This is a genomic window from Streptomyces sp. TM32, from assembly GCF_004122755.1.
In the GTDB taxonomy this organism is placed as follows: Bacteria; Actinomycetota; Actinomycetes; order Streptomycetales; family Streptomycetaceae; genus Streptomyces; species Streptomyces sioyaensis.
The window spans coordinates 1-21,173 of sequence record NZ_SDIG01000066.1 but is presented as its reverse complement, the minus strand read 5'-3'; the positions used below and the strand labels follow the sequence as shown (position 1 = coordinate 21,173).

The 21,173-nt window shown below is 71.0% G+C and carries 17 protein-coding genes and 1 pseudogene; 10 read left to right on the top strand and 8 right to left on the bottom strand.

Annotation, left to right across the window (positions count from 1 at the left end; all coding sequences use genetic code 11):
* Positions 1 to 54 precede the first annotated feature (54 nt).
* Genes EST92_RS16640 through EST92_RS16630 form a run of 3 tightly spaced genes read left to right on the top strand, consistent with a single transcriptional unit; the run spans position 55 to position 3,941 of the window.
* On the top strand, positions 55 to 1,158 hold the full coding sequence (locus EST92_RS16640; RefSeq protein WP_254068858.1) for a thiamine ABC transporter substrate-binding protein: 1,104 nt from the start codon (positions 55 to 57) through the stop codon (positions 1,156 to 1,158).
* Between the two features lie 53 nt (positions 1,159 to 1,211).
* Positions 1,212 to 2,864, top strand: a complete 1,653-nt coding sequence (locus EST92_RS16635; protein ID WP_254068860.1) for an iron ABC transporter permease — start codon at positions 1,212 to 1,214, stop codon at positions 2,862 to 2,864.
* Positions 2,865 to 3,941, top strand: coding sequence for an ABC transporter ATP-binding protein (locus EST92_RS16630; RefSeq protein ID WP_129281710.1), 1,077 nt, complete (start codon positions 2,865 to 2,867; stop codon positions 3,939 to 3,941).
* 118 nt (positions 3,942 to 4,059) lie between these two features.
* Here the strand turns inward: EST92_RS16630 and EST92_RS16625 are convergent, their stop codons facing one another.
* The 6 genes from EST92_RS16625 to EST92_RS16600 form a co-directional block, all read right to left on the bottom strand.
* Positions 4,060 to 4,989, bottom strand: a complete 930-nt coding sequence (locus EST92_RS16625; protein WP_129249352.1) for a hypothetical protein — start codon at positions 4,987 to 4,989, stop codon at positions 4,060 to 4,062.
* Positions 4,990 to 5,155: 166 nt separating this feature from the next.
* Positions 5,156 to 6,322 (bottom strand): LOG family protein, encoded by a 1,167-nt coding sequence (locus EST92_RS16620; protein ID WP_129281709.1) that lies wholly within the window; start codon positions 6,320 to 6,322, stop codon positions 5,156 to 5,158.
* Between the two features lie 140 nt (positions 6,323 to 6,462).
* A complete protein-coding gene (locus EST92_RS16615; protein ID WP_129281708.1) occupies positions 6,463 to 7,635 on the bottom strand; it encodes a hypothetical protein in 1,173 nt (390 codons plus the stop codon).
* Positions 7,617 to 8,357 (bottom strand): ATP-binding cassette domain-containing protein, encoded by a 741-nt coding sequence (locus EST92_RS16610; protein WP_129281707.1) that lies wholly within the window; start codon positions 8,355 to 8,357, stop codon positions 7,617 to 7,619. The genes EST92_RS16615 and EST92_RS16610 overlap by 19 nt, the downstream gene beginning before the upstream one ends.
* A 215-nt stretch (positions 8,358 to 8,572) precedes the next feature.
* Entirely contained in the window at positions 8,573 to 9,934 is a 1,362-nt protein-coding gene (locus tag EST92_RS16605) for an aspartate aminotransferase family protein (protein ID WP_129281706.1), read from the bottom strand.
* Between the two features lie 2 nt (positions 9,935 to 9,936).
* A complete protein-coding gene (locus tag EST92_RS16600) occupies positions 9,937 to 10,422 on the bottom strand; it encodes an Lrp/AsnC family transcriptional regulator (protein ID WP_129249343.1) in 486 nt (161 codons plus the stop codon).
* A 177-nt stretch (positions 10,423 to 10,599) separates the two neighbouring features.
* On the opposite strand from EST92_RS16600, the gene EST92_RS16595 reads away from it, so the two are divergent.
* Positions 10,600 to 12,054 (top strand): gamma-aminobutyraldehyde dehydrogenase, encoded by a 1,455-nt coding sequence (locus tag EST92_RS16595; protein WP_129281705.1) that lies wholly within the window; start codon positions 10,600 to 10,602, stop codon positions 12,052 to 12,054.
* Between the two features lie 140 nt (positions 12,055 to 12,194).
* The gene (locus EST92_RS16590) at positions 12,195 to 13,376 is read left to right on the top strand and encodes a spermidine/putrescine ABC transporter substrate-binding protein (RefSeq protein ID WP_129281704.1); all 1,182 of its coding nucleotides are present in this window, start codon (positions 12,195 to 12,197) and stop codon (positions 13,374 to 13,376) included.
* Between the two features lie 85 nt (positions 13,377 to 13,461).
* On the opposite strand, the gene EST92_RS16585 is transcribed toward EST92_RS16590, so the two are convergent.
* On the bottom strand, positions 13,462 to 14,484 hold the full coding sequence (locus tag EST92_RS16585; RefSeq protein ID WP_129281703.1) for an adenosine deaminase: 1,023 nt from the start codon (positions 14,482 to 14,484) through the stop codon (positions 13,462 to 13,464).
* A 153-nt stretch (positions 14,485 to 14,637) separates the two neighbouring features.
* Positions 14,638 to 14,907 (bottom strand): annotated as a pseudogene (locus EST92_RS16580) (NADAR family protein); the annotation flags it as partial.
* 202 nt (positions 14,908 to 15,109) lie between these two features.
* Here EST92_RS16580 and EST92_RS16575 point away from each other — a divergent pair.
* The 5 genes from EST92_RS16575 to EST92_RS16555 all read left to right on the top strand — a co-directional run bounded on the left by EST92_RS16575 (position 15,110) and on the right by EST92_RS16555 (position 21,014).
* Positions 15,110 to 16,639 (top strand): gamma-aminobutyraldehyde dehydrogenase, encoded by a 1,530-nt coding sequence (locus EST92_RS16575; RefSeq protein WP_129281702.1) that lies wholly within the window; start codon positions 15,110 to 15,112, stop codon positions 16,637 to 16,639.
* Between the two features lie 116 nt (positions 16,640 to 16,755).
* On the top strand, positions 16,756 to 18,003 hold the full coding sequence (locus tag EST92_RS16570; RefSeq protein ID WP_129281701.1) for a spermidine/putrescine ABC transporter substrate-binding protein: 1,248 nt from the start codon (positions 16,756 to 16,758) through the stop codon (positions 18,001 to 18,003).
* Between the two features lie 55 nt (positions 18,004 to 18,058).
* The gene (locus EST92_RS16565) at positions 18,059 to 19,222 is read left to right on the top strand and encodes an ABC transporter ATP-binding protein (RefSeq protein WP_129281700.1); all 1,164 of its coding nucleotides are present in this window, start codon (positions 18,059 to 18,061) and stop codon (positions 19,220 to 19,222) included.
* Positions 19,219 to 20,157 carry an ABC transporter permease gene (locus EST92_RS16560; RefSeq protein WP_174244034.1) on the top strand — a complete coding sequence of 313 codons (939 nt, stop codon included), beginning with the start codon at positions 19,219 to 19,221 and terminating at the stop codon, positions 20,155 to 20,157. Before EST92_RS16565 ends, EST92_RS16560 begins: the two co-directional genes overlap by 4 nt.
* A gap of 62 nt (positions 20,158 to 20,219) precedes the next feature.
* Complete coding sequence (locus EST92_RS16555; RefSeq protein WP_129281716.1) at positions 20,220 to 21,014, top strand: ABC transporter permease; 795 nt, start codon at positions 20,220 to 20,222, stop codon at positions 21,012 to 21,014.
* The last annotated feature ends 159 nt before the right edge of the window (positions 21,015 to 21,173 follow it).

Sequence of the window (21,173 nt, the reverse complement as noted above, 5' to 3'; positions counted from 1 at the left end):
GAGGGAACTTCGGGCAGGGCCGCGTCTCGTCCTGGTCAGCCAGGAGGACATTCAGTGAGCACCACCACAAGGATCACCGCGGCAGGGCTTGCCGCTGCCATGGGCATGACCGCGCTGACCGCCTGCGGTACGTCGGGGGGCGACAGCGCGGACGCCAAGACCGTCACGCTGGTCAGCCATGACTCGTTCCTCATGTCCAAGTCCGTGCAGGCCGCGTTCGAGAAGCAGAGCGGCTACAAGATCCGGTTCCTCAAGGGCGGGGACGCCGGCAAGGCCGTGAACCAGGCGATCCTGTCCAAGGACAATCCGCAGGGCGATGTGTTCTTCGGCATCGACAACACCCTGCTCTCGCGGGGTCTGGACGAGGACCTCTTCAGCCCGTACGAGGCCAAGGGCCTCTCGCACGTCCCGGCCGATCTGCAGCTGGACAAGGCCCGGCACCGCGTCACCCCGCTCGACTACGGCGACATCTGCGTCAATTACGACCGCGGCTACTTCGCCCGGCACAAGATCGCGCCGCCGAAGACCTTCGACGATCTGATCAAGCCCCGGTACAAGGGGCTGCTCGTCACGGAGAACTCGGCGACCTCCTCGCCGGGGCTCGCCTTCCAGCTCGCCACCGTCGCCGCGTACGGCAATGGGGGCACCTCCCGGACGAAGTCTGGGGGAGGCTGGGGCAACTACTGGAAGAAGCTCAAGGCCAATGGCGTCGAGGTCGTCGACGGCTGGGAGCAGGCCTACAACCAGCGCTTCTCGGGGTCCGCGGCGAGCAAGGGCAAGGGGGACAAGCCGCTGGTGGTCTCCTACGCCTCCAGCCCGCCGGCCGAGGTGCTCGGGAAGAAGCCCGCGCCCCGGCAGGCACCGACCGGCGTCGCCACCGGCACCTGCTTCCGGCAGATCGAATTCGGCGGCCTGCTGAAGGGCGCGAAGAACGAAAAGGGCGGCAAGGCGCTGCTGGACTTCCTGCTGAGCAGGCAGTTCCAGGAGGACGAGCCGCTGCAGATGTTCGTCAACCCGGCCCGTGCGGACGCCAAGGTGCCGGAGCTGTTCACGAAGTACGGCGCCACGATCGACAAGCCGGCGACGCTGGATCCGGAGACGATCAGCAAGAACCGCGAACAGTGGATCAAGCAGTGGTCCTCGCTCGTTCTGAAGTAGCCCGCACCCGCGGCCGCGGGCCCGCGAAGGGGACGGCGGTGCGGCTGGGCCTGATGGCCGTGCCGCTCGCCTTCTTCGCGCTGTTCTTCGCCTATCCCGTCGTGGCGATCGTCGGGCGGGGGCTGAAGGAGGGCGGAGAGTGGCAGTTCGGCCGGTTCGGTGCCGTGCTGAGCGAGCCGGATGTCGTGCAGGTGCTGTGGTTCACCGTCTGGCAGGCGGCCGCCTCGACCGTGCTGACGCTGCTGGTCGCGCTGCCCGGCGCGTATGTCTTCGCCCGCTTCGACTTCCCCGGCAAGCAGCTGCTGCGGGCGGTGGTGGCGGTGCCGTTCGTGCTGCCGACCGTCGTCGTCGGCACGGCCTTCCTGGCGCTCGTCGGGCGGGGCGGACTGCTGGACGAGCTGTGGGGGGTGCGCCTGGACACCTCGGTGTGGGCGATCCTGCTGGCGCATGTCTTCTTCAACTACGCGGTGGTCGTCCGCACCGTCGGCGGCCTGTGGGGGCAACTCGATCCGCGGCAGGAAGAGGCGGCGCGGGTGCTGGGGGCCGGGCGGTTCGCGGCCTGGCGGCGGGTGACGCTGCCCGCGCTGGGCCCGGCCGTCGCGGCCGCCGCGCTGATGGTCTTCCTCTTCACCTTCACCTCCTTCGGTGTGGTGCAGATCCTGGGCGGGCCCACCTTCTCCACGCTGGAGGTGGAGATCTACCGGCAGACCGCGGACTTCCTGGACCTGCCGACGGCCGCGGTGCTCACGCTCGTCCAGTTCGCCGCGGTCCTGGGCGTGCTGGCGCTGCATGCGTGGACCGTGCGCCGCCGGGAGTCCGCGCTGCGGCTGGTGGACGCGTCGCGGACCGCCCACCGGCCGCGCGGCGGCGGCCAGTGGGCGCTGCTGTGGGGCACGCTCGCCGTCATCACCGTCCTGCTGCTGGTGCCGCTGGTGGTGCTGGTGGAGCGGTCGTTCGCCGGGCCGGACGGCTACGGAACGGTCTTCTACACCTCGCTGCGGTCCGCCGCGGCCGCCGACAGCACCTTCGCCGTCGCGCCCCTGGAGGCCCTGTGGAATTCGCTCGCCTACGGGGCCGCGGCCACGGTGATCGCTCTGGTGGTGGGCGGGCTGGCGGCCGCCGTCCTGACGCTGCCCCGGCTGCGGAGCGGCCCGTCCGGACGGACGCCCGCGATCAGCCGGTTCGTCCGCGGCTTCGACGCCCTGCTGATGCTGCCGCTCGGGGTCTCCGCGGTGACCGTCGGCTTCGGATTTCTGATCAGCCTCGACACCCCGCCGCTCGACCTGCGTGCCTCGTGGTGGCTGGTCCCGCTCGCCCAGGCGCTGGTGGGGGTGCCGTTCGTGGTCCGGACGATGCTGCCGGTCCTGCGGGCGGTCGATTCCCGGCTGCGGGAGGCCGCCGCCGTGCTCGGCGCCTCGCCCTGGCGGGTGTGGCGCGAGGTCGACCTGCCGCTGGTACGGCGGGCGCTGCTGATCGCCGCGGGCTTCGCCTTCGCGGTGTCGCTCGGCGAGTTCGGGGCGACCGTCTTCATCGCGCGGCCGGACCGGCCGACGCTGCCGGTCGCCGTGGCCCGCCTGCTGGGGCGGGCGGGGGAGACCAACTACGGGCAGGCGATGGCGTTGTCGACCATCTTGATGGTGGTGTGTGCCGGCGCCCTGCTGGTGCTGGAGCGCCTGCGCCCCGTCGACCACTCCGGGGAGTTCTAGATGACGACAGAGGACACCAGCACACGGGCGCCGGAGCTGCTGCGGCTGGGCGGGGTGACCGTCCGCTTCACCGCGGCCGGGCGGCCCGCGCTCGACGCGGTGGACCTGGACGTCTCCGCGCAGGAGATCGTCTGCGTCCTGGGGCCGAGCGGCAGCGGCAAGTCCACCCTGCTGAGGGTGGTCGCCGGTCTCCAACCCGCCGACGCCGGGCAGGTGTTGCTGGAGGGGCGGGAGCAGCGGGGGGTGCCCGCGCACCGGCGCGGCGTCGGCCTGATGTTCCAGGACCACCAGCTCTTCCCACAGCGCGATGTCGAGGGCAATGTCGCCTTCGGGCTGCGGATGCGGGGGGCCTCGCGCGCCGACCGGGAGCGTACGGTCACCGAACTCCTGGACCTCGTGGGGCTGCCGGGCGCCCAGCGGCGGGCCGTGGCCTCGCTGTCCGGCGGTGAGCAGCAGCGGGTCGCGCTGGCCCGCGCGCTGGCCCCCCGTCCCCGGCTGCTGATGCTGGACGAGCCCCTCGGGCAGCTCGACCGCGGGCTGCGCGAACGGCTGGTCGTCGAACTCCGGCGGCTCTTCCGGGAGTTGGGCACGACCGTGCTCGCCGTCACGCACGACCAGGGCGAGGCCTTCGCGCTCGCCGACCGGGTCGTGGTGATGCAGGACGGCCGGATCGCACAGAGCGGCACCCCGCTGGAGGTCTGGCAACGGCCCGCCTCGGAATTCGTCGCCCGCTTCCTCGGCTTCGACAACGTGGTGGAGGCGACGGTGCAGGGCGAGGTGGCCGCCACCCCCTGGGGCAAGGTGCCGGTCCCGGACGGGACCGCGGACGGGCCCTGCCGCCTGCTCGTCCGCCCGGCCGGGGTGCGGCTGACGGCGGCCCCGGACGGCCTGCCGGCCACGGTCGCGGCCCGGACGTTCCGCGGCACCCATGTCGCGCTGCTGCTGGACCCCGCCGCCGGACCGCAGATCGAGGCGGCCTGCACCCTGCGGGACGCGCCCGAGGTGGGCGAGCGGGTGGGCCTCGCCTTCGCCGCCCCGGACGTGGTGGTGCTGGACGCCGGGGCGCCGGCGGGCTGAGTCCGACGCACGGAGGGCGCCGGCCGGGAGCCGGTCCTCGGTGTCCTCAGCAGCCGGGTTCTTCTCCGTAGCAGCCCGGTCGGTCTCCGTGGGCCGGTGTTCCCCGTGGGCCGTCGCCTCAGCGCGCCGCCGTCTCGGCGGGCCGCTCACCGGCCGGTGCCGGGTCCGGCTGCGCCCCCGCCTCGGGCTCGCCGAACCACGCGACCGCGACGGCCCCGGCCACCGCCACCACGAAGCCCAGGACGGCGACCCAGGCGAAGCCCGGCCGGGAGGAGTCGCCCAGCCACAGCACCCCGAGAATGCCGGGGATCACCGTCTCGCCCACCACCAGCGCCGCCGTCGCGCCGTTCACCGAGCCGAGCTGGAGGGCGACGGTGTGCAGATACATCCCGCCGATACCGGCGACGCCGATCGCGTACAGCGCGGGGTCGCCGAGCAGGGACGGCAGATCGAAGGGGGCCATCCCGTTCAGCACCCGGACCCCGATGCCGAGCGCGCCGAAGCCCAGGCCGGAGAAGAGCCCCGCGAGGATCGCCGCCCGCGCGCCGAGCAGCCGCACGACCACGGTGCCGCCGCCGATGAGGACGACGGAGGCGGCGAGCAGCCACCAGTGGGCGGCGAGCGGGGTGTGGCCGCTGCCCTCCGGCCCGGCGGCCGTGGCCAGCAGCACCAGCGCCGAACAGACCACGGCGATGGAGGTCCACTCGGCGCGGGTGAGCCGGATGCCGAGGAGCTTGACGCTCAATACGGCAGTGATCACGAGGTTGGCGCTGATCACGGTCTGCGAAAGGAACAGCGGCAGCAGCCGGGCCGCCAGCGCGCCGAGCCCGAACCCTACGAAGTCCAGCACCGTGCCCAGCATGAATTCCCAGGTCACGGCCGCCTTTGCGGTGGACGCCAGGCTGGGGCCGCCGTGCTGGGTGACACCGGAGGCGGAGGCCTTGGCCGCCTCCCGGCGGGCGGATTTGCGCGAGCCCAGCGCCTGCAGAACCGATCCCGTGCCGTAACCGGCCGATGCCGCCACGGCCGTCAGAAGACCGATGATCACCAAGAGCTCCGTTCGCCCGCTGTCGTTACTGCCGCTGCACTGCCGGACTGGCAGACGTGCATTCGGGGACCGGCGTTGCCTCGGGCGGGCAAAAGCACCTGTACGGCCGTCCGGTGGGAACGGCGGCGGGGTCCGGCGCGGAAGCGGGGAGCCCGCCGCGGCCGGATCAGGCCGGGGCGCCGGTGCCGAGGCGGGCCAGGGTCTCCGGGACCTCGTCCACCGAGTCGACCAGCGCGATCCGGTCCGCCATCGACCGCCCGGACGCGAGCGCCTGGAGCAGCGGCCAGGCGGGGAGCTTCTCGGTCCAGTGCGCGCGGTCCACCAGCACCATGGGGGTCGGCTCGCCCCGCGATCCGTAGTAGTTCGGGGTCGCGTTGTCGAAGATCTCCTGTACGGTCCCGGCCGCGCCCGGCAGGAACACCACACCGGCCCGGGAGCGCGCCAGCAGACCGTCCTCGCGCACCGCGTTGACGAAGTACTTCGCTATCCGGGAGGCGAAGGCGTTCGGCGGCTCGTGCCCGTAGAACCAGGTGGGGATGCCGACCGAGGTGCCGCCGTCCGGCCAGCCGCGCCGTATCTCGAAGGCGGCCCGGGCCCAGTCGGTGACCGACGGGGCGAAGTGCGGTGCCTTGGCGAGGATCTCCAGCGCCGAGTCGAGCATGCCGTCCTCGAAGGGCGCGGCGTACGCCCCGAGGTTCGCCGCCTCCATCGCGCCCGGTCCGCCGCCGGTCGCCACGGTCAGACCGGTGCGGGCGAGCTGCCGGCCGAGCCGGGCCGCACCCGCGTAGGCCGCGGAGCCGCGCTCCAGCGCGTGGCCGCCCATGATGCCCACCACCTGGGCACCGGCGAGGTCTTCGTCCAGGGCGTCGGAGACGGCGTCGTCGTGGATGCTGCGCAGCATCGAGGCGAAGATGTCGCCGTCGGCCTTGGTCTTCTGGAACCAGGCGTAGGTGCGGGCGTCCGGGGTGGCGTCGTAGCCGGCGTCGACCAGCCGCGCGAAGAGCTCGTCCGGTCCGTAGAGCCCGCCCCGGTAGGGATCGAACGGCAGGTCCGGTACGGGCGGGAAGACCAGGGCGCCGCCGGCACGTATCTTGGCGGCGGCGTCCTCCTCCATGGCGCAGCCGAGGAACACGGAATCCGAGGCGTCCGTGCTGAGCAGCGCGAACGTACGGTCCGTCAGATCGACCGACTGGACGCGGTGTCCGGCGAGACTGCCGGCCGCGATGACCCGGTCGAACTCCTCCAGGGACTCGATCTCGTGGTCGTGGTTGTCGTCGTGGGCGGGGGGACGGCGGGCGGCGAAGGCATGTGAATTCGACTGCACGTGCGTCATGTTAGGACCGCGGTGACGCCCCCCAGGGGCCAGGTGGCGGTCCGGGGCCGCGGTGTGCGGTGGGCCCCGTGCCGCCCGCCGCGCAGGTCCCCGGTCCCCGGCGCCCCGGGCCGTCCGCGGCCCCGGCGGGCCGGGCCCCCTCAGTGCACCAGGGGAAGGGTGGCCATCTCCGCGACCGTCCACGTCAGGGGCGCCAGGACGAGGACCAGGGCCAGGCCGCGCAGCGCCGCGGCGCGGTGGAGGACGGACGCGGAGGCGCCCAGCCTGCGGAGGGCGGCCGTGGTGTGGGCGCGGGCGGTGCGGGATTCCAGTGCGGCGGTGAGCGCGCTGGCGGTCACACAGGCGAGGACCACGGCCGCCCCGACCGCGGTGAGCGGCCCGAAGGGACGGGCGGGCGAGGCCTCGTAGACCTTCACGGCGGCGTACGCGGCGGAGCCGACCGCGCACAGCACACCCAGCGGGCGGCCGAGGCGGTGCGACTCCTCCTGGAGCACCCGCCCGGACAGCAGGCGCAGCGCGCCCGGCCGCCCGGCGCAGAGCAGCCGGCCGCACAGATGCACCAGCCCGGGACCGGCCAGGACCAGGCCGAACGCGGACAGCGCCCAGCCGGCCAGCACGCCGGGCGGGCTGCCGATCAGCCGGCCGGGCAGCGGCAGCAGCCCGCCGGGGGCGTGCGGGCCGGGGCTGGTGTACGCCTCGATCGCCAGGCCGGCCGCGGCCAGGGCGATGCCCCAGGGGAGACCGGAGGGCGGGGCGGTCCGGGGGCGGGCCGCGGTCTCGCGGGAGCCGTTCTCGTTGCGGGGCCGCAGGGCGACGGCGGTGGCGACCGCGGCGGTCAGCGGCACGGTCGCCAGCAGCAGGAGGGTGCCGGCGAGCGGCACCGGATGGCCCGCGCCGAGCAGGGCGGCGTCGATGCCGAGCGAGGCGGAGCTGCCCGGGCCGCCCAGGTCGCCGCGCAGCCGCAGGAAGGCCAGCAGCGCGAGGAGGACGCCGAGCAGACAGGTCAGTGCGGTGGAGGCCGTCGCGAGCAGGGTGAGGCGCAACGGGCCGAGGCCCGCCGCGGCCATCCCGCGCTGCAGACGGGCGGCGGGGTCCGTACGGGCGGTGGACACCGCGAACTGGGCGGTGGCCGCCAGCGGCGCCGCACACCACAGCAGGCGTACCAGGGACTGGTCGGTCGCGGACGGGTGGCCTGCGGCGTGGCCGACGGTGGAGAGCAGCAGGAACCCGGTGCCGGCCGCCGCGGCGGCGACGGCCAGCCGGCGCAGCAGGACGACGGGGTGCGAGCCGCGGGCTAGACGGAGAGCGAGCACGCTGCCCTGCTTTCCTCATCGGAGGAGCCGCTGGCGGCGGAGGCGGCGCTCGCCGGGCGGCCGTCGAGGAGCGCCAGGGTCCGGTCGGCGAGCGTGGCGACGTCCGGGTCATGGGTCGCCAGGACCACGGTGATCTGGTGCGAGCGGGCCGCGGTGGTCAGGGTGCGCAGCACCTGGGTGCCGTCGGCGCGGTGCAGCGGGGCGGTCGGTTCGTCGGCGAACAGCACCTGGGGGGTGGTCGCGAGCGCGCGGGCGATCGCGACGCGCTGGCGCTGGGACTGGTCGAGCTTGGCGGGGCGGCGGCCGGCGCACATGCCGACGTCGAGGCGGTCGAGCCATTCGAGGGCGGTGTGCTTGGCGGAGCGGGTGCCGGTGCCGCGGAGCAGCAGGGGGAGGGCGGCGTTCTCCCAGGCGGTGAGCTCGTGGACGAGGTGCGGTTCGGTGTCGATCCAGCCGAACCGGTCCAGGCGCAGCCGCTCCCGGCTGGGGGAGGAGAGGGTGTGCACGGGGGAGCTGTTGAACCAGACCTCGCCCTCGGTCGGGACGAGCTGGCCGGAGAGACATTTCAGCAGGGTGGTCTTGCCACTGCCGCGCGGGCCGGTGACGGCGAGGATCTCGCCTTCGCGGACGCCGACGGAGACTCCGGCGAGGGCGGAGGTGCCGCCGTGCGTGTGGTGCAGGCCGCGGGCCCAGAGAACGTCGTTGTCAGGCGGGGCCACCATCTGCGCACCTCTTGTTGTAGGCGTCGAATCGTTCCCCCGACCGGGTGAACGACCATGGAGGGTATCGGTCCCTAGCACGGTAAGTACTGGTGACCCCTGGTATTCGTGGCTTGGCAGCACAACGGCCCAGATTCACTCGTATGGCTTGAAGTGAGCGAATCTGGGCCGCTGGATGTTCAGTTGTCCCGGCGTGCGGGTGGGCGGTGCCGGGATGGTCAGAGCTTGGTCCAGGCCTCGGTGAGGACCGTGCGCAGGATCTGCTCGATCTCGTCGAAGACCGGCTGGTCGGCGACGAGCGGCGGGGCGAGCTGGATGACCGGGTCGCCACGGTCGTCGGCGCGGCAGTAGAGACCGTTGTCGTACAGCGCCTTGGAGAGGAAGCCGTACAGGACGCGCTCGGTCTCCTCTTCGTTGAAGGACTCCTTGGTGGTCTTGTCCTTGACGAGTTCGATGCCGTAGAAGAAGCCGTTGCCGCGGACGTCACCGACGATCGGCAGGTCGTGCAGCTTCTGCAGGGTGTTCAGGAAGTTGGCCTCGTTGTCGAGGACGTGCTGGTTGAGGCCCTCACGCGCGAAGATGTCGAGGTTGGCGACGCCGACGGCCGCGGAGACCGGGTGGCCGCCGAAGGTGTAGCCGTGCAGGAAGGTGTTGTCGCCCTGGTAGAACGGCTCGGCCAGGCGGTCGGAGATGATGCAGGCGCCGATCGGGGAGTAGCCCGAGGTCATGCCCTTGGCGCAGGTGATCATGTCCGGGACGTAGCCGAACTTGTCGCAGGCGAACGTGGTGCCCAGCCGGCCGAAGGCGCAGATGACCTCGTCGGAGACGAGCAGCACGTCGTACCGGTCGCAGATCTCGCGGACCCGCTGGAAGTAGCCGGGGGGCGGCGGAAAGCAGCCGCCGGCGTTCTGCACCGGCTCCAGGAAGACCGCGGCGACGGTCTCCGGGCCCTCGAAGAGGATCTGCTGCTCGATCTGGTCGGCGGCCCAGCGGCCGAAGGCCTCGGGGTCGTCGCCGTGGATCGGGGCGCGGTAGATGTTGGTGTTCGGGACCTTGTGCGCGCCGGGGACCAGCGGCTCGAAGGGAGCCTTCAGGCCGGGCAGACCGGTGATGGACAGGGCGCCCTGCGGGGTGCCGTGGTAGGCGACCGCGCGGGATATCACCTTGTGCTTCATCGGCTTGCCGACGAGCTTGAAGTACTGCTTGGCCAGCTTCCAGGCGGTCTCGACGGCCTCGCCGCCACCGGTGGTGAAGAAGACCTTGTTGAGGTCGCCGGGGGCCTCGTGGGCCAGGCGCTCGGCGAGCTCCACGGCCTTGGGGTGGGCGTAGGACCACACGGGGAAGAAGGCCAGCTCCTGCGCCTGCTTGTAGGCGGTCTCGGCGAGCTCGACCCGGCCGTGTCCGGCGTTGACCACGAAGAGGCCGGCGAGGCCGTCGATGTAGCGCTTGCCCTTGTCGTCGAAGATGTGGGTGCCCTCGCCGCGCACGATCGTGGGCACGGGGGCGTTCTCGTACGACGACATGCGGGTGAAGTGCATCCACAGGTGGTCGTAGGCCGTCTTGGAGAGGTCGCGACTCATTACTATCTCGTTCCCCAGGTGTAGGTCTGCTTCCGGAGCTTGAGGTACACGAAGCTCTCGGTGGTCCGGACGCCGGGAAGCGTGCGGATGTGCTTGTTGATCATTTCCAGCAGGTGGTCGTCGTCCTCGCAGACGATCTCGATGAGGAGATCGAAGGAGCCCGCGGTCATGACGACGTACTCGACCTCCTCCATGGCCGTCAGGGCGTCGGCCACGGGGTCGAGGTCGCCCTCGACGTTGATGCCGACCATTGCCTGCCGGCGGAAACCGACCGTGAGGGGGTCGGTGACCGCGACGATCTGCATCACGCCTTGGTCGAGCAGTTTCTGTACGCGCTGGCGTACCGCCGCTTCGGACAGGCCCACGGCCTTGCCGATCGCGGCATACGGACGGCGCCCGTCCTCCTGGAGCTGCTCGATGATCGCCAGGGAGACGGAGTCGATCGACGGAGTGCCGGTTCTGTCATGACTGTTTCGGGGAGGCGCCACGTCCTTCACTGTGCACGAGCCTCGTCTGTCTTGCAACCCTAAACCGATGAAATTAGTCGTGTCGCGATCGAAATTTCACCGATTCCGTTGTTACCGAGTGGCGGGTGTGTTGAAAACGTGGGTCGGGTGGCTAGGCTGGAGCCACATCACCGGACAACTGACTGAAGGGGGCGCACAGTGACCACCGCACTGCGTCGTCTGCGCAACTACATCGACGGGGAGTTCCGGGACGCCGCCGACGGGCGGACCACGGAGGTGGTCAACCCCGCGACGGGCGAGGCATACGCCACCGCCCCGCTCTCGGGCGCCGCCGACGTGGACGCGGCGATGGCTGCCGCCGAGGCCGCCTTCCCCGCGTGGCGCGACCTGATCCCCGCCGAGCGCCAGAAGGTCCTGCTCAAGGTCGCCGACCGCTTCGAGGAGCGGGCCGAGGAACTGATCGCTGCCGAGTCCGAGAACTGCGGCAAGCCGATCGCCCTCGTACGCTCCGAGGAAATCCCGCCGATGGTGGACCAGATCCGCTTCTTCGCGGGTGCCGCCCGGATGCTGGAGGGCCGCTCGGCCGGCGAGTACATGGACGGCTTCACCTCCATCATCCGCCGTGAGCCGGTCGGCGTCTGCGCCCAGGTCGCGCCGTGGAACTACCCGATGATGATGGCCGTGTGGAAGTTCGCCCCCGCGCTGGCGGCGGGCAACACCGTCGTCATCAAGCCGTCCGACACCACGCCGGCCTCGACGGTGCTGATCGCCGACATCATCGGCAGCGTGCTGGACGAACTGGGCCACTCCCGCGGCGTGTTCAACGTCATCTGCGGTGACCGTGAGACCGGTCGGCTGATGGTCGAGCACAAGGTCCCGGCGATGGCCTCGATCACCGGCTCGGTGCGTGCCGGTATGCAGGTCGCCGAGTCCGCCTCCAAGGACCTCAAGCGGGTCCATCTGGAGCTGGGCGGCAAGGCGCCGGTCGTCGTCTTCGAGGACACCGACATCCCCAAGGCGGTCGAGGACATCTCCGTCGCCGGTTACTTCAACGCCGGCCAGGACTGTACGGCCGCGACCCGGGTGCTGGTCCACGAGTCCATCCACGACGAGTTCGTCGCCGCGCTGGCCAAGGCCGCCTCGGAGACCAAGACCGGCGCGGTCGACGACGAGGACGTGCTCTACGGCCCGCTGAACAACGCCAACCAGCTCAAGCAGGTCAAGGGCTTCATCGAGCGGCTGCCCGCGCACGCCAAGATCGAGGCGGGCGGCGAACAGGTCGGCGAGAAGGGCTACTTCTTCGCCCCCACCGTCGTCTCGGGCCTCAAGCAGGACGACGAGATCGTCCAGCACGAGGTCTTCGGCCCGGTCATCACCGTCCAGTCCTTCTCCGACGAGAAGCAGGCGGTCCAGTGGGCCAACGGCGTCGAGTACGCGCTGGCGTCCTCGGTGTGGACCAAGGATCACGCCCGCGCGATGCGCATGTCGCGGAGCCTCGACTTCGGCTGTGTGTGGATCAACACCCACATCCCGCTGGTCGCCGAGATGCCGCACGGCGGATTCAAGAAGTCCGGCTACGGCAAGGACCTGTCGTCCTACGGTTTCGACGACTACACCCGCATCAAGCACGTGATGACCTCGCTGGACGGCTGAACCGGCAGGCACCACCGGGGAATTGGCTGCATCGGGCGGCACGCGGCACGCGGCGCCCGACACACCGTCGCGGGCGGAGGCCCGGCAAGGGACGCTCTGTCTCTTGCCGCCTCCGCCCGCGGCGCGTGAGAGTGCTCGCCATGGCTGATCTTTCGCGGCGTGTGCTGCTCCGGGGTGCGGGAGCGACAGGGGTGGCCGGGGCGCTGGCCGCCGTGACCGGATGCGGGGTGCCGCCCGCGTACGTCCGGGCGGCGGACCGCTCCGGCCCGGACCGGTCGGCGCGCGACCCCCGGCTCACCTTCGCGAACTGGCCGCTGTACATCGACGTCGACGACCACGACAAGCAGCGCCGGCCCACCCTGGAGGCGTTCGAGCGGCGCAGTGGAATCTCCGTCACGTACACCGAGGAGATCAACGACAACGACGAGTTCTTCGGCAAGATCGGCCCGGCGCTGATGAACCACCAGGGCACCGGCCGCGATCTGATCGTCATGAGCGACTGGATGTGCGCCCGCCTCGTGCGGCTGGGGTGGGTGCAGGAGATGGACCGGGCCGCCCAGCCGCACGTCGCCCGGTACCTCGATCCGCAGCTGCGCACCCCGCACTTCGACCCGGGCCGCGGGCACTCCGTGCCCTGGCAGTCCGGGATCACCGGTATCGCCTACAACCGCAGGAAACTCGGCCGGGAGATCAAGCACACCTCGGATCTGTGGCAGGACACGCTGCGCGGCCGGGTCACCCTGCTCTCCGGGCTCGATGAATCGTTCGCGATGCTGATGCAGGGCGACGGCGTCGACATCACCCGCTGGACGGCCGAGGACTTCCACCGGATGACCGACCGGATCCGCCGGCTGGTGCGCCGCGGCCACATCCGGCGGTTCACCGGCAACGACTACATCAAGGACCTCGACTCCGGGGACGTGCTCGCCGCCCAGGCCTACTCGGGCGATGTGATCCAACTGCAGGCCGACAACCCGGACATCGAGTTCGTGGTGCCGCAGGAGGGCGCCGAACTCTGGGCGGAGAGCCTGCTGATCCCCAACCTCGCCGCACACAAGCGCACCGCCGAGCGGCTGATCGACTACTACTACGAGCCGGCGGTGGCCGCGGAGCTGGCAGCCTGGGTCAATTACGTCTGCCCCGTACCGGCCGCGCGCGAGGTCCTCGCGTCCTCCAGGGACAAGGAGCGGGCCGCCCTCGCCGAGGATCCGCTGATCTTCCCCGACGACGCGATGCGGGGGCGGCTGGCCATCGCCCGCGACATCACCTCCACCGAGCGGACCGAGTTCGCCAAGGAGTGGAACGGGATCGTGGGGTTGTAGGGAATCCCGCCCGCCCGTCGTCCCGCCGGCCGCACCCGCGGCCGGCGGGACGACGGGCGGGCGGTCGGGGCGCCGGCCCTCGTGGTCAGGCGCGCCAGGACGCCGTGTACGTGTCGATCTCGGCCGACAGCCGGGCCTTCGCGGGGGCGTCCATGAAGGAGGCCTCGACGGCGTTCTTGGCGAGGGCGGCCACACCCTTCGTGTCCAGGCCCAACAGCCGGGCGGCGACGCCGTATTCGGTGTTGAGGTCGGTGCCGAACATCGGGGGGTCGTCGCTGTTGATGGTGACCAGCAGGCCCGCGTCGACCATCTCCTTGAGCGGGTGCTCGTCCAGGGTGCGCACCGCGCGGGTGGCGATGTTGGAGGTGGGGCAGACCTCCAGCGGGATGCGGTGCTCGGCGAGATGGGCCAGCAGCGCGGGGTCCTGGGGGGCGCTGGTGCCGTGGCCGATGCGCTCGGCGCCCAGCTCGCGGAGCGCGTCCCAGATCGTGCCGGGGCCGGTGGTCTCGCCGGCGTGCGGGACGGAGTGCAGTCCGGCCGCGCGGGCGCGGTCGAAGTAGGGCTTGAACTGCGGGCGCGACACCCCGATCTCCGGGCCGCCGAGGCCGAACGAGACCAGGCCCTCGGGCTGCAGGTCGCAGGCGATCCTGGCGGTCTCCTCCGCGGACGCCAGGCCCGCCTCGCCGGGGATGTCGAAGCACCAGCGCAGCACCACACCCAGCTCCGACTCCGCCGCCTTGCGGGCGTCCTCGATCGCCTCGACGAACGCGGCGTCGGGGATGCCGCGGCTGGTCGAGCTGAAGGGCGTGACGGTCAGCTCGGCGTAGCGGATCTGCTGCCGGGACATGTCCCGGGCGACCTCGTACGTCAGCAGCCGGACGTCCTCGGCGTCGCGGATCAGGTCCACGACGGAGAGGTAGACCTCGATGAAGTGCGCGAAGTCGCGGAAGGTGAAGTAGTCGACCAGGGCGTCGGGGTCGGTGGGGACGGCGGAATCGGGGTGGCGGGCCGCCAGTTCGGAGACGATACGCGGGGACGCCGATCCGACGTGGTGGACGTGCAGCTCCGCCTTGGGCAGGCCCGTGATGAAGGCATCGAGATCGGACAACGGTTCCTCCTGGTCAATGGGTGCGCCGGAGTGCGCGGAGGGGCCCGGCCATGCTATGCGGGGCGGGGCGGTCATGGTGCGGGGGCCGGCGCACGGGCCCGCAAGAGCGGCCCGGGGCCTGCCCTACGACTGCCTGCCCTGCACGTGCCCGCCCGCCTCTTCGCGCAGCCGGGCCTTGCCGGCCATCATCCAGTGCTCCGCGGTGGCGTAGTGGACACCGTCGACGGTGAAGGGGGAGGGCCACCACTGGCTGAAGCAACCGGCGCCGAGGCTGCCGTCGCGGCGCGGACTGTGGCTCCAGAAGAAGACGTACCTCGGGCGCTTCCCGGCGGCCGTCGCCCGGCGCAGCTCCTCGACCGAGCGCGGTCCGTCGGCGGGTCCGGCCGCTTCCCCCGTGGTGATCCCCGTGTGGTCGTGCATCATGCCGGGATTCTGTCAGCGGGCACTGACAACGTGTCGGGGGGCGTTGCCAGGCAAAGAACAGATTTCGTCGTGTAACCAAAAGGCAACAACGGAATCACTTGTTGAGGTTGCGTTCCTCTGCCAGGATCGGCCATCGATTCCGGAAATAGCTACGCCAGGCAGCGCCGCTGAGCGGCCCCGGCGCCCGGCGGAGGAGAGCACCATGGATCAGCGGTTCGATGCCACCGAGCGGTTCGCCGAGGGCGCGCAATTCATCGCAGGCAGTCTCCGGAGCGGCAGTTCCGGCCGTACCCAGGACGTCGTGGACCCGGCGACGGGCGAGACCGTGTACTCCTACGAACTCGCCGGCGAGGCGGAGGTGGACGCGGCCGTCGACGCCGCACGGCGGGCGTTCGCGGACTGGGGCGGCGCCACACCCGGCGAGCGCTCCGACACCCTGCACCGCTTCGCCGCCGCGCTCGCCGAGGACGCCGGCGACCTCGCCCGTGCCGAGTCGCTGAACTGCGGAAAGCCGATCAAGCTCAGCGAGGAGTTCGACGTACCGGGCTCGATCGACAACGCCGCGTTCTTCGCGGGCGCCGCCCGCCATCTGGAGGGCAAGGCGGCCGGGGAATACAGCCCCGACCACACCTCCGTGATCCGCCGCGAGCCGATCGGGGTCGTCGGCTCCATCGCGCCCTGGAACTACCCGCTCCAGATGGCCGCCTGGAAGGTGCTGCCGGCCCTCGCCGCGGGCAACACCATCGTCCTCAAGCCGGCCGAGATCACCCCCTTCACCTCGCTGCTGTTCGCGCAGGCCGCCCAGCGCGCGGGGCTGCCCGACGGAGCGCTCAACATCGTCTCCGGCGCCGGCCGGGACGCCGGTGAGCGCCTCGTCGGCCACCCCTCCGTCGCCATGACCTCCTTCACCGGCTCGACCGCCGTCGGCAAGCGGGTCGCGGAGATCGCCACCGGCACCGTCAAGCGGCTGCACCTCGAACTCGGCGGCAAGGCCCCCTTCGTCGTCTTCGACGACGCCGACCTGGAGGCCGCCGTCCACGGTGCGGTCGCCGGGGCACTGATCAACACCGGCCAGGACTGCACCGCCGCCACCCGCGCCTATGTCCAGCGCCCCCTCTACGACGCCTTCGTCAGCGGCGTCGCCGACCTGATGGCGACCGTGCGGCTCGGCGACCCCTTCGACCCGTCCACCGACCTGGGCCCGCTGATCTCGCACGCCCAGCGCGACCGGGTCGCCGGCTTCGTGGAACGGGCGCGCGCCTACGCCACCGTCGTCACCGGCGGCGAGGCCCCCGCCTTCGGCAACAACAGCGAGCTGGCCAAGGGCGCCTACTACCGGCCCACGCTGATCGCCGGAGCCGCCCAGGACAGCGAGATCGTGCAGTCCGAGATCTTCGGCCCGGTCCTGGTCGTGCTGCCCTTCGACAGTGACGACGAGGGCATCGCGCTGGCCAACGACACCCCCTACGGGCTGGCCGCTTCTGCCTGGAGCCGGGACGTCTACCGCACCGGCCGCGCCACCCGCGAGATCAACGCGGGCTGCGTCTGGGTCAACGACCACATCCCGATCATCAGCGAGATGCCGCACGGCGGCGCCAAGGCATCCGGCTTCGGCAAGGACATGTCGGCCTACTCCTTCGAGGAGTACACCCAGGTCAAGCACGTCATGTACGACAACACCGCGGTGGCACGGAAGGACTGGCACCGCACGGTCTTCGGGGACCGCCCGTAATGGACGTCCCACCCTTACGGCGGCGGGGCAGCCCCGCCGCCACCCCTGCGGCTCGCGCCGCGCGGCATCGTCATCACCGGCCGAGAGCCGGGTTCACCCCTGAAAGGGCACCGCCCATGGAGCACCACGAGCAGCCCGAGCCCCTGTCCCCGGTCGAACTCGCCGCCGTGCGCCGCAGTATGACCAACGGCCGGCTCGCCATGACCCGCCGCTCCCTGCTGCGCGCCGGCGGTGCCGTGGCGGCCGCGGCCGGCGGGCTGGGCGCCCTGACGGCGTGCGGGATCCCGCCCGCCGGCCGTACGGACGCCGGCCGGAGCGAGGACCACTCCGCGGCGGAGAAGCGTCTCAACTTCTCCAACTGGACCGAGTACATGGACGTCAGCAAGGACGGCAAGCACCGTCCCACGCTGGACCGCTTCACCCGCCGCACCGGCATCGCCGTCAAATACACCGAGGACATCAACGACAACGACGAGTTCTTCGGCAAGATCCAGGCCCAGCTCGCGGCAGGCCAGGACACCGGCCGCGATCTGATCGTGCTCACCGACTGGATGTGCGCCCGGATGATCTCCCTGGGCTGGATCCAGCAGCTGGACCCCGCCAATCTGCCGCACGCCTACGCCAACCTCTCGGCGCAGTACCGCGACCCCGCCTGGGACCCGGGCCGCGCGCACTCCTACGTCTGGCAGGGCATCCCGGCGATCATCGCGTACAACAAGAAAGCCACCGGCGGGAAGAAGGTCGACTCGGTCAGCCAGCTGCTGGAGGACCCGAAGCTCAAGGGGCGGGTCGGCTTCCTCTCCGAGATGCGCGACAGCATCGGGCTGACCCTGCTGGACATGGGCAAGCGGCCCGAGGACGTCACCGCGGACGACTACGACGCGGCCATCGCCCGGCTCCAGAAGGGCGTCGACTCCAAGCAGATCCGCCGCTTCACCGGCAACGACTACACCAACGACCTGGACAAGGGCGATCTCGCCGCCTGTGTGGCCTGGGCCGGTGACATCGTCCAGCTCCAGAGCGACAACCCGGACATCGCCTACGCCATCCCCAAGACCGGCTACATGACGTCCACCGACAACCTCATGGTGCCGAACAAGGCCCGCCACAAGCAGAACGCCGAACGGCTCATCGACTACTTCTACGAGCCGAAGGCAGCGGCCCGGCTCGCGGCGTACATCAACTACGCCTGTCCCGTCGACGGGGTACGCGAGGAACTGGCCAAGATCGACAAGAGCGCGGCCGACAACCCGCTGATCCTGCCGGACAAGGAGATGGCCGCCCGCTCCCACTCCTTCCGCGCCCTGTCCGCCAAGGAGAACAAGGAGTTCTCCCAGAAGTTCTCCGACCTCACCGGCGCCTGACCCCCCACCGGGCCCGCCCGAGCCGTTTCGCCCTCCGACACACGGGACGACCGACATGACGAAGACCGCGACCCCCCAGAGCAGTGGCGGCGATGTCCGCCTCCACGGGATAAGCAAGACCTACGGCTCCTTCACCGCCGTCCATCCGCTCGACCTGACCGTCCCCGCGGGCTCCTTCTTCGCGCTGCTGGGCGCCTCGGGCTGCGGCAAGACGACCACCCTGCGCATGATCGCCGGGCTGGAGGACCCGACCACCGGCACCGTCGAGCTGTCCGGCCAGGACGTCACCGCCCTGCCGCCCTACAAGCGCCAGGTCAACACCGTCTTCCAGAACTACGCCCTCTTCCCGCACCTGGACATCTACGAGAACGTCGCCTTCGGCCTGCGCCGCCGCGGCATCAAGTCCGTCAAGAAGCAGGTCGAGGAGATGCTCGACCTCGTCCAGCTCGGGCCGATGGCGCGCCGCAAGCCGCAGCAGCTCTCCGGCGGCCAGCAGCAGCGGGTCGCGGTCGCCCGGGCGCTGATCAACCACCCGCAGGTGCTGCTCCTCGACGAGCCGCTGGGCGCCCTCGACCTCAAGCTGCGCCGCCAGATGCAGCTGGAGCTCAAGCGCATCCAGACCGAGGTCGGCATCACCTTCGTGCACGTCACCCACGACCAGGAGGAGGCCATGACGATGGCCGACACCGTGGCCGTGATGAACGGCGGCCGGGTCGAACAGCTCGGCGCCCCCGCCGACCTCTACGAGAACCCCGCCACCACCTTCGTCGCCAACTTCCTGGGCACCTCCAACCTGATCGAGGCCGAGGTCGTCGAGGCCGGCGGCGAGGAGCTGCTGCTCAAGGCCGGTGACGCCAAGCTGCGGCTGCCCGCAGCCCGGTGCAGCGCCTCGGCCCGTACCGGCGAGAAGGTGCTGGCCGGCGTGCGGCCCGAGAAGGTCGCGCTGAAGCACGGTGACGACGCCGGGTCGATCACCGAGGGCCACAACCGGCTGCCCGGCCGCATCAAGGACGCCAGCTTCATCGGCGTCTCCACCCAGTACGTCGTCGAGGTGCCCGGCCTGGGCGAACTCGCCGTCTACGAGCAGAACATCGAGCGCGACGGCCGCCTCGTTCCCGGCGCGGAGATCGTGCTGCACTGGAGCCCGGCCCACACCTTCGGTCTGGACGCCGCACAGGACATCCAGGCCGGCGCGGACCTCGACGAGGAGGCCGCGTGAGCATCACCGAGACACCCGCGCCACCGGACGGGCCGGCCGAGGCGGAGACCCCCGTCCTCCGCAAGACCCCCGTCCGCAAGCGCCTGGTCCCCTACTGGCTGCTGCTGCCCGGCATCCTGTGGCTGATCGTCTTCTTCGCCGCACCGCTCGTCTACCAGGCGTCGACCTCGATCCAGACCGGCTCCCTCGAAGAGGGCTTCAAGGTCACCTGGCACTTCGCCACCTACTGGGATGCGCTCGGCGAATACTGGCCGCAGTTCGTCCGCTCGATGGCGTACGCCGGCGTCGCCACCGTGCTCTGCCTGGCCCTGGGCTATCCGCTGGCCTACCTCATCGCCTTCAAGGCGGGCCGCTGGCGCAATGTGGTGATGATCCTGGTCATCGCCCCGTTCTTCACCAGCTTCCTGATCCGTACGCTCGCCTGGAAGACGATCCTGGCCGACGGCGGGCCGGTCGTCGGCGTGCTGAACTCGCTGCACGTCCTGGACGTCACCAGCTGGCTGGGCGTCACCGAGGGGCACCGGGTGCTGGCCACCCCGCTCGCGGTGGTCTGCGGACTGACCTACAACTTCCTGCCGTTCATGGTCCTGCCGCTCTACACCTCGTTGGAGCGCATCGACCCGCGGCTGCACGAGGCCGCCGGCGACCTCTACGCCCGCCCGTCGACCACGTTCCGCCGGGTGACCTTCCCGCTGTCGATGCCCGGTGTCGTCGCCGGCACCCTGCTGACCTTCATCCCGGCCGCCGGTGACTACATCAACGCCGAACTGCTGGGCTCCACCGACCAGAAGATGATCGGCAACGTCATCCAGTCCCAGTTCCTGCGGGTCCTGGACTACCCGACCGCGGCCGCGCTCTCCTTCATCCTCATGGCGGCCATCCTCGCCATGGTCACCCTCTACATCCGCAAGTCCGGGACGGAGGACCTGGTCTGATGGCCGTCCACGTGACCACGAAAGACTCCCAGGCCCCCGCGGCCCGCACCCCGAACCGGGGCCTGCGCTGGCTGCGCCGCCACCTCGTCACCCTCGCCGGCCTCGCCACGCTGGGCTATCTGATCCTGCCCAACCTCGTGGTGATGGTCTTCTCCTTCAACAAGCCCAACGGCCGCTTCAACTACCAGTGGCAACACTTCTCCACGGACGCCTGGCGCGATCCGTGCGGCGTCGCCGATCTGTGCGGCTCGCTCGGCCTGAGCCTGCAGCTGGCGCTGTGGGCCACCGTCGGCGCCACCGTCCTCGGCACCATGATCGCGTTCGCGCTGGCCCGCTACCGCTTCCGCGCCCGCTCCGGCGTCAACACCCTGATCTTCCTGCCGATGGCGATGCCCGAGGTCGTCATGGCCGCCTCGCTGGCGACCCTCTTCCTCAACATGGGCATCCAGTTCGGCTTCTGGACGATCCTCATCGCCCACATCATGTTCTGCCTGAGCTTCGTGGTCACCGCGGTCAAGGCCCGGGTGATGAGCATGGACCCGCGACTGGAACAGGCCGCCCAGGACCTCTACGCCTCACCCGTCCAGACCTTCCTGCGGGTGACCCTGCCGATCGCCGCCCCCGGCATCGCGGCCGGTGCGCTGCTGTCCTTCGCGCTGTCCTTCGACGACTTCATCATCACCAACTTCAACGCGGGCTCCACCGTGACCTTCCCGATGTTCGTCTGGGGATCGGCACAACGGGGCACGCCCGTCCAGATCAACGTCATCGGCACCGCGATGTTCCTGGTCGCGGTGTTGTGTGTACTCGCCGGTCAAATGGCCGGGAACCGCCGCAAGAGGAGCAAGAGGAGCTGAGAACATGGCACGAGCTGCCATGCCGCACACGTCCGGGGCGTCCCCCGTCCATGCACTCGCGGACGCCGCCCCCACCCCCTTCTGGCTCGACGACCAGCAGATCGCAGGTCTCGTCGCCCACGAGGGCGGGCCGGGCGGCGGCTACTCGGGACTGTGGAC

Coding starts and splice junctions, on each gene's coding strand:
- EST92_RS16635 (WP_254068860.1), top strand. CDS start 1,212: ATGGCCGTGCCGCTCGCCTTCTTCGCGCTGTTCTTCGCCTATCCCGTC.
- EST92_RS16630 (WP_129281710.1), top strand. CDS start 2,865: ATGACGACAGAGGACACCAGCACACGGGCGCCGGAGCTGCTGCGGCTG.
- EST92_RS16620 (WP_129281709.1), bottom strand. CDS start 6,322: ATGACGCACGTGCAGTCGAATTCACATGCCTTCGCCGCCCGCCGTCCC.
- EST92_RS16610 (WP_129281707.1), bottom strand. CDS start 8,357: ATGGTGGCCCCGCCTGACAACGACGTTCTCTGGGCCCGCGGCCTGCAC.
- EST92_RS16605 (WP_129281706.1), bottom strand. CDS start 9,934: ATGAGTCGCGACCTCTCCAAGACGGCCTACGACCACCTGTGGATGCAC.
- EST92_RS16590 (WP_129281704.1), top strand. CDS start 12,195: ATGGCTGATCTTTCGCGGCGTGTGCTGCTCCGGGGTGCGGGAGCGACA.
- EST92_RS16575 (WP_129281702.1), top strand. CDS start 15,110: ATGGATCAGCGGTTCGATGCCACCGAGCGGTTCGCCGAGGGCGCGCAA.
- EST92_RS16570 (WP_129281701.1), top strand. CDS start 16,756: ATGGAGCACCACGAGCAGCCCGAGCCCCTGTCCCCGGTCGAACTCGCC.
- EST92_RS16565 (WP_129281700.1), top strand. CDS start 18,059: ATGACGAAGACCGCGACCCCCCAGAGCAGTGGCGGCGATGTCCGCCTC.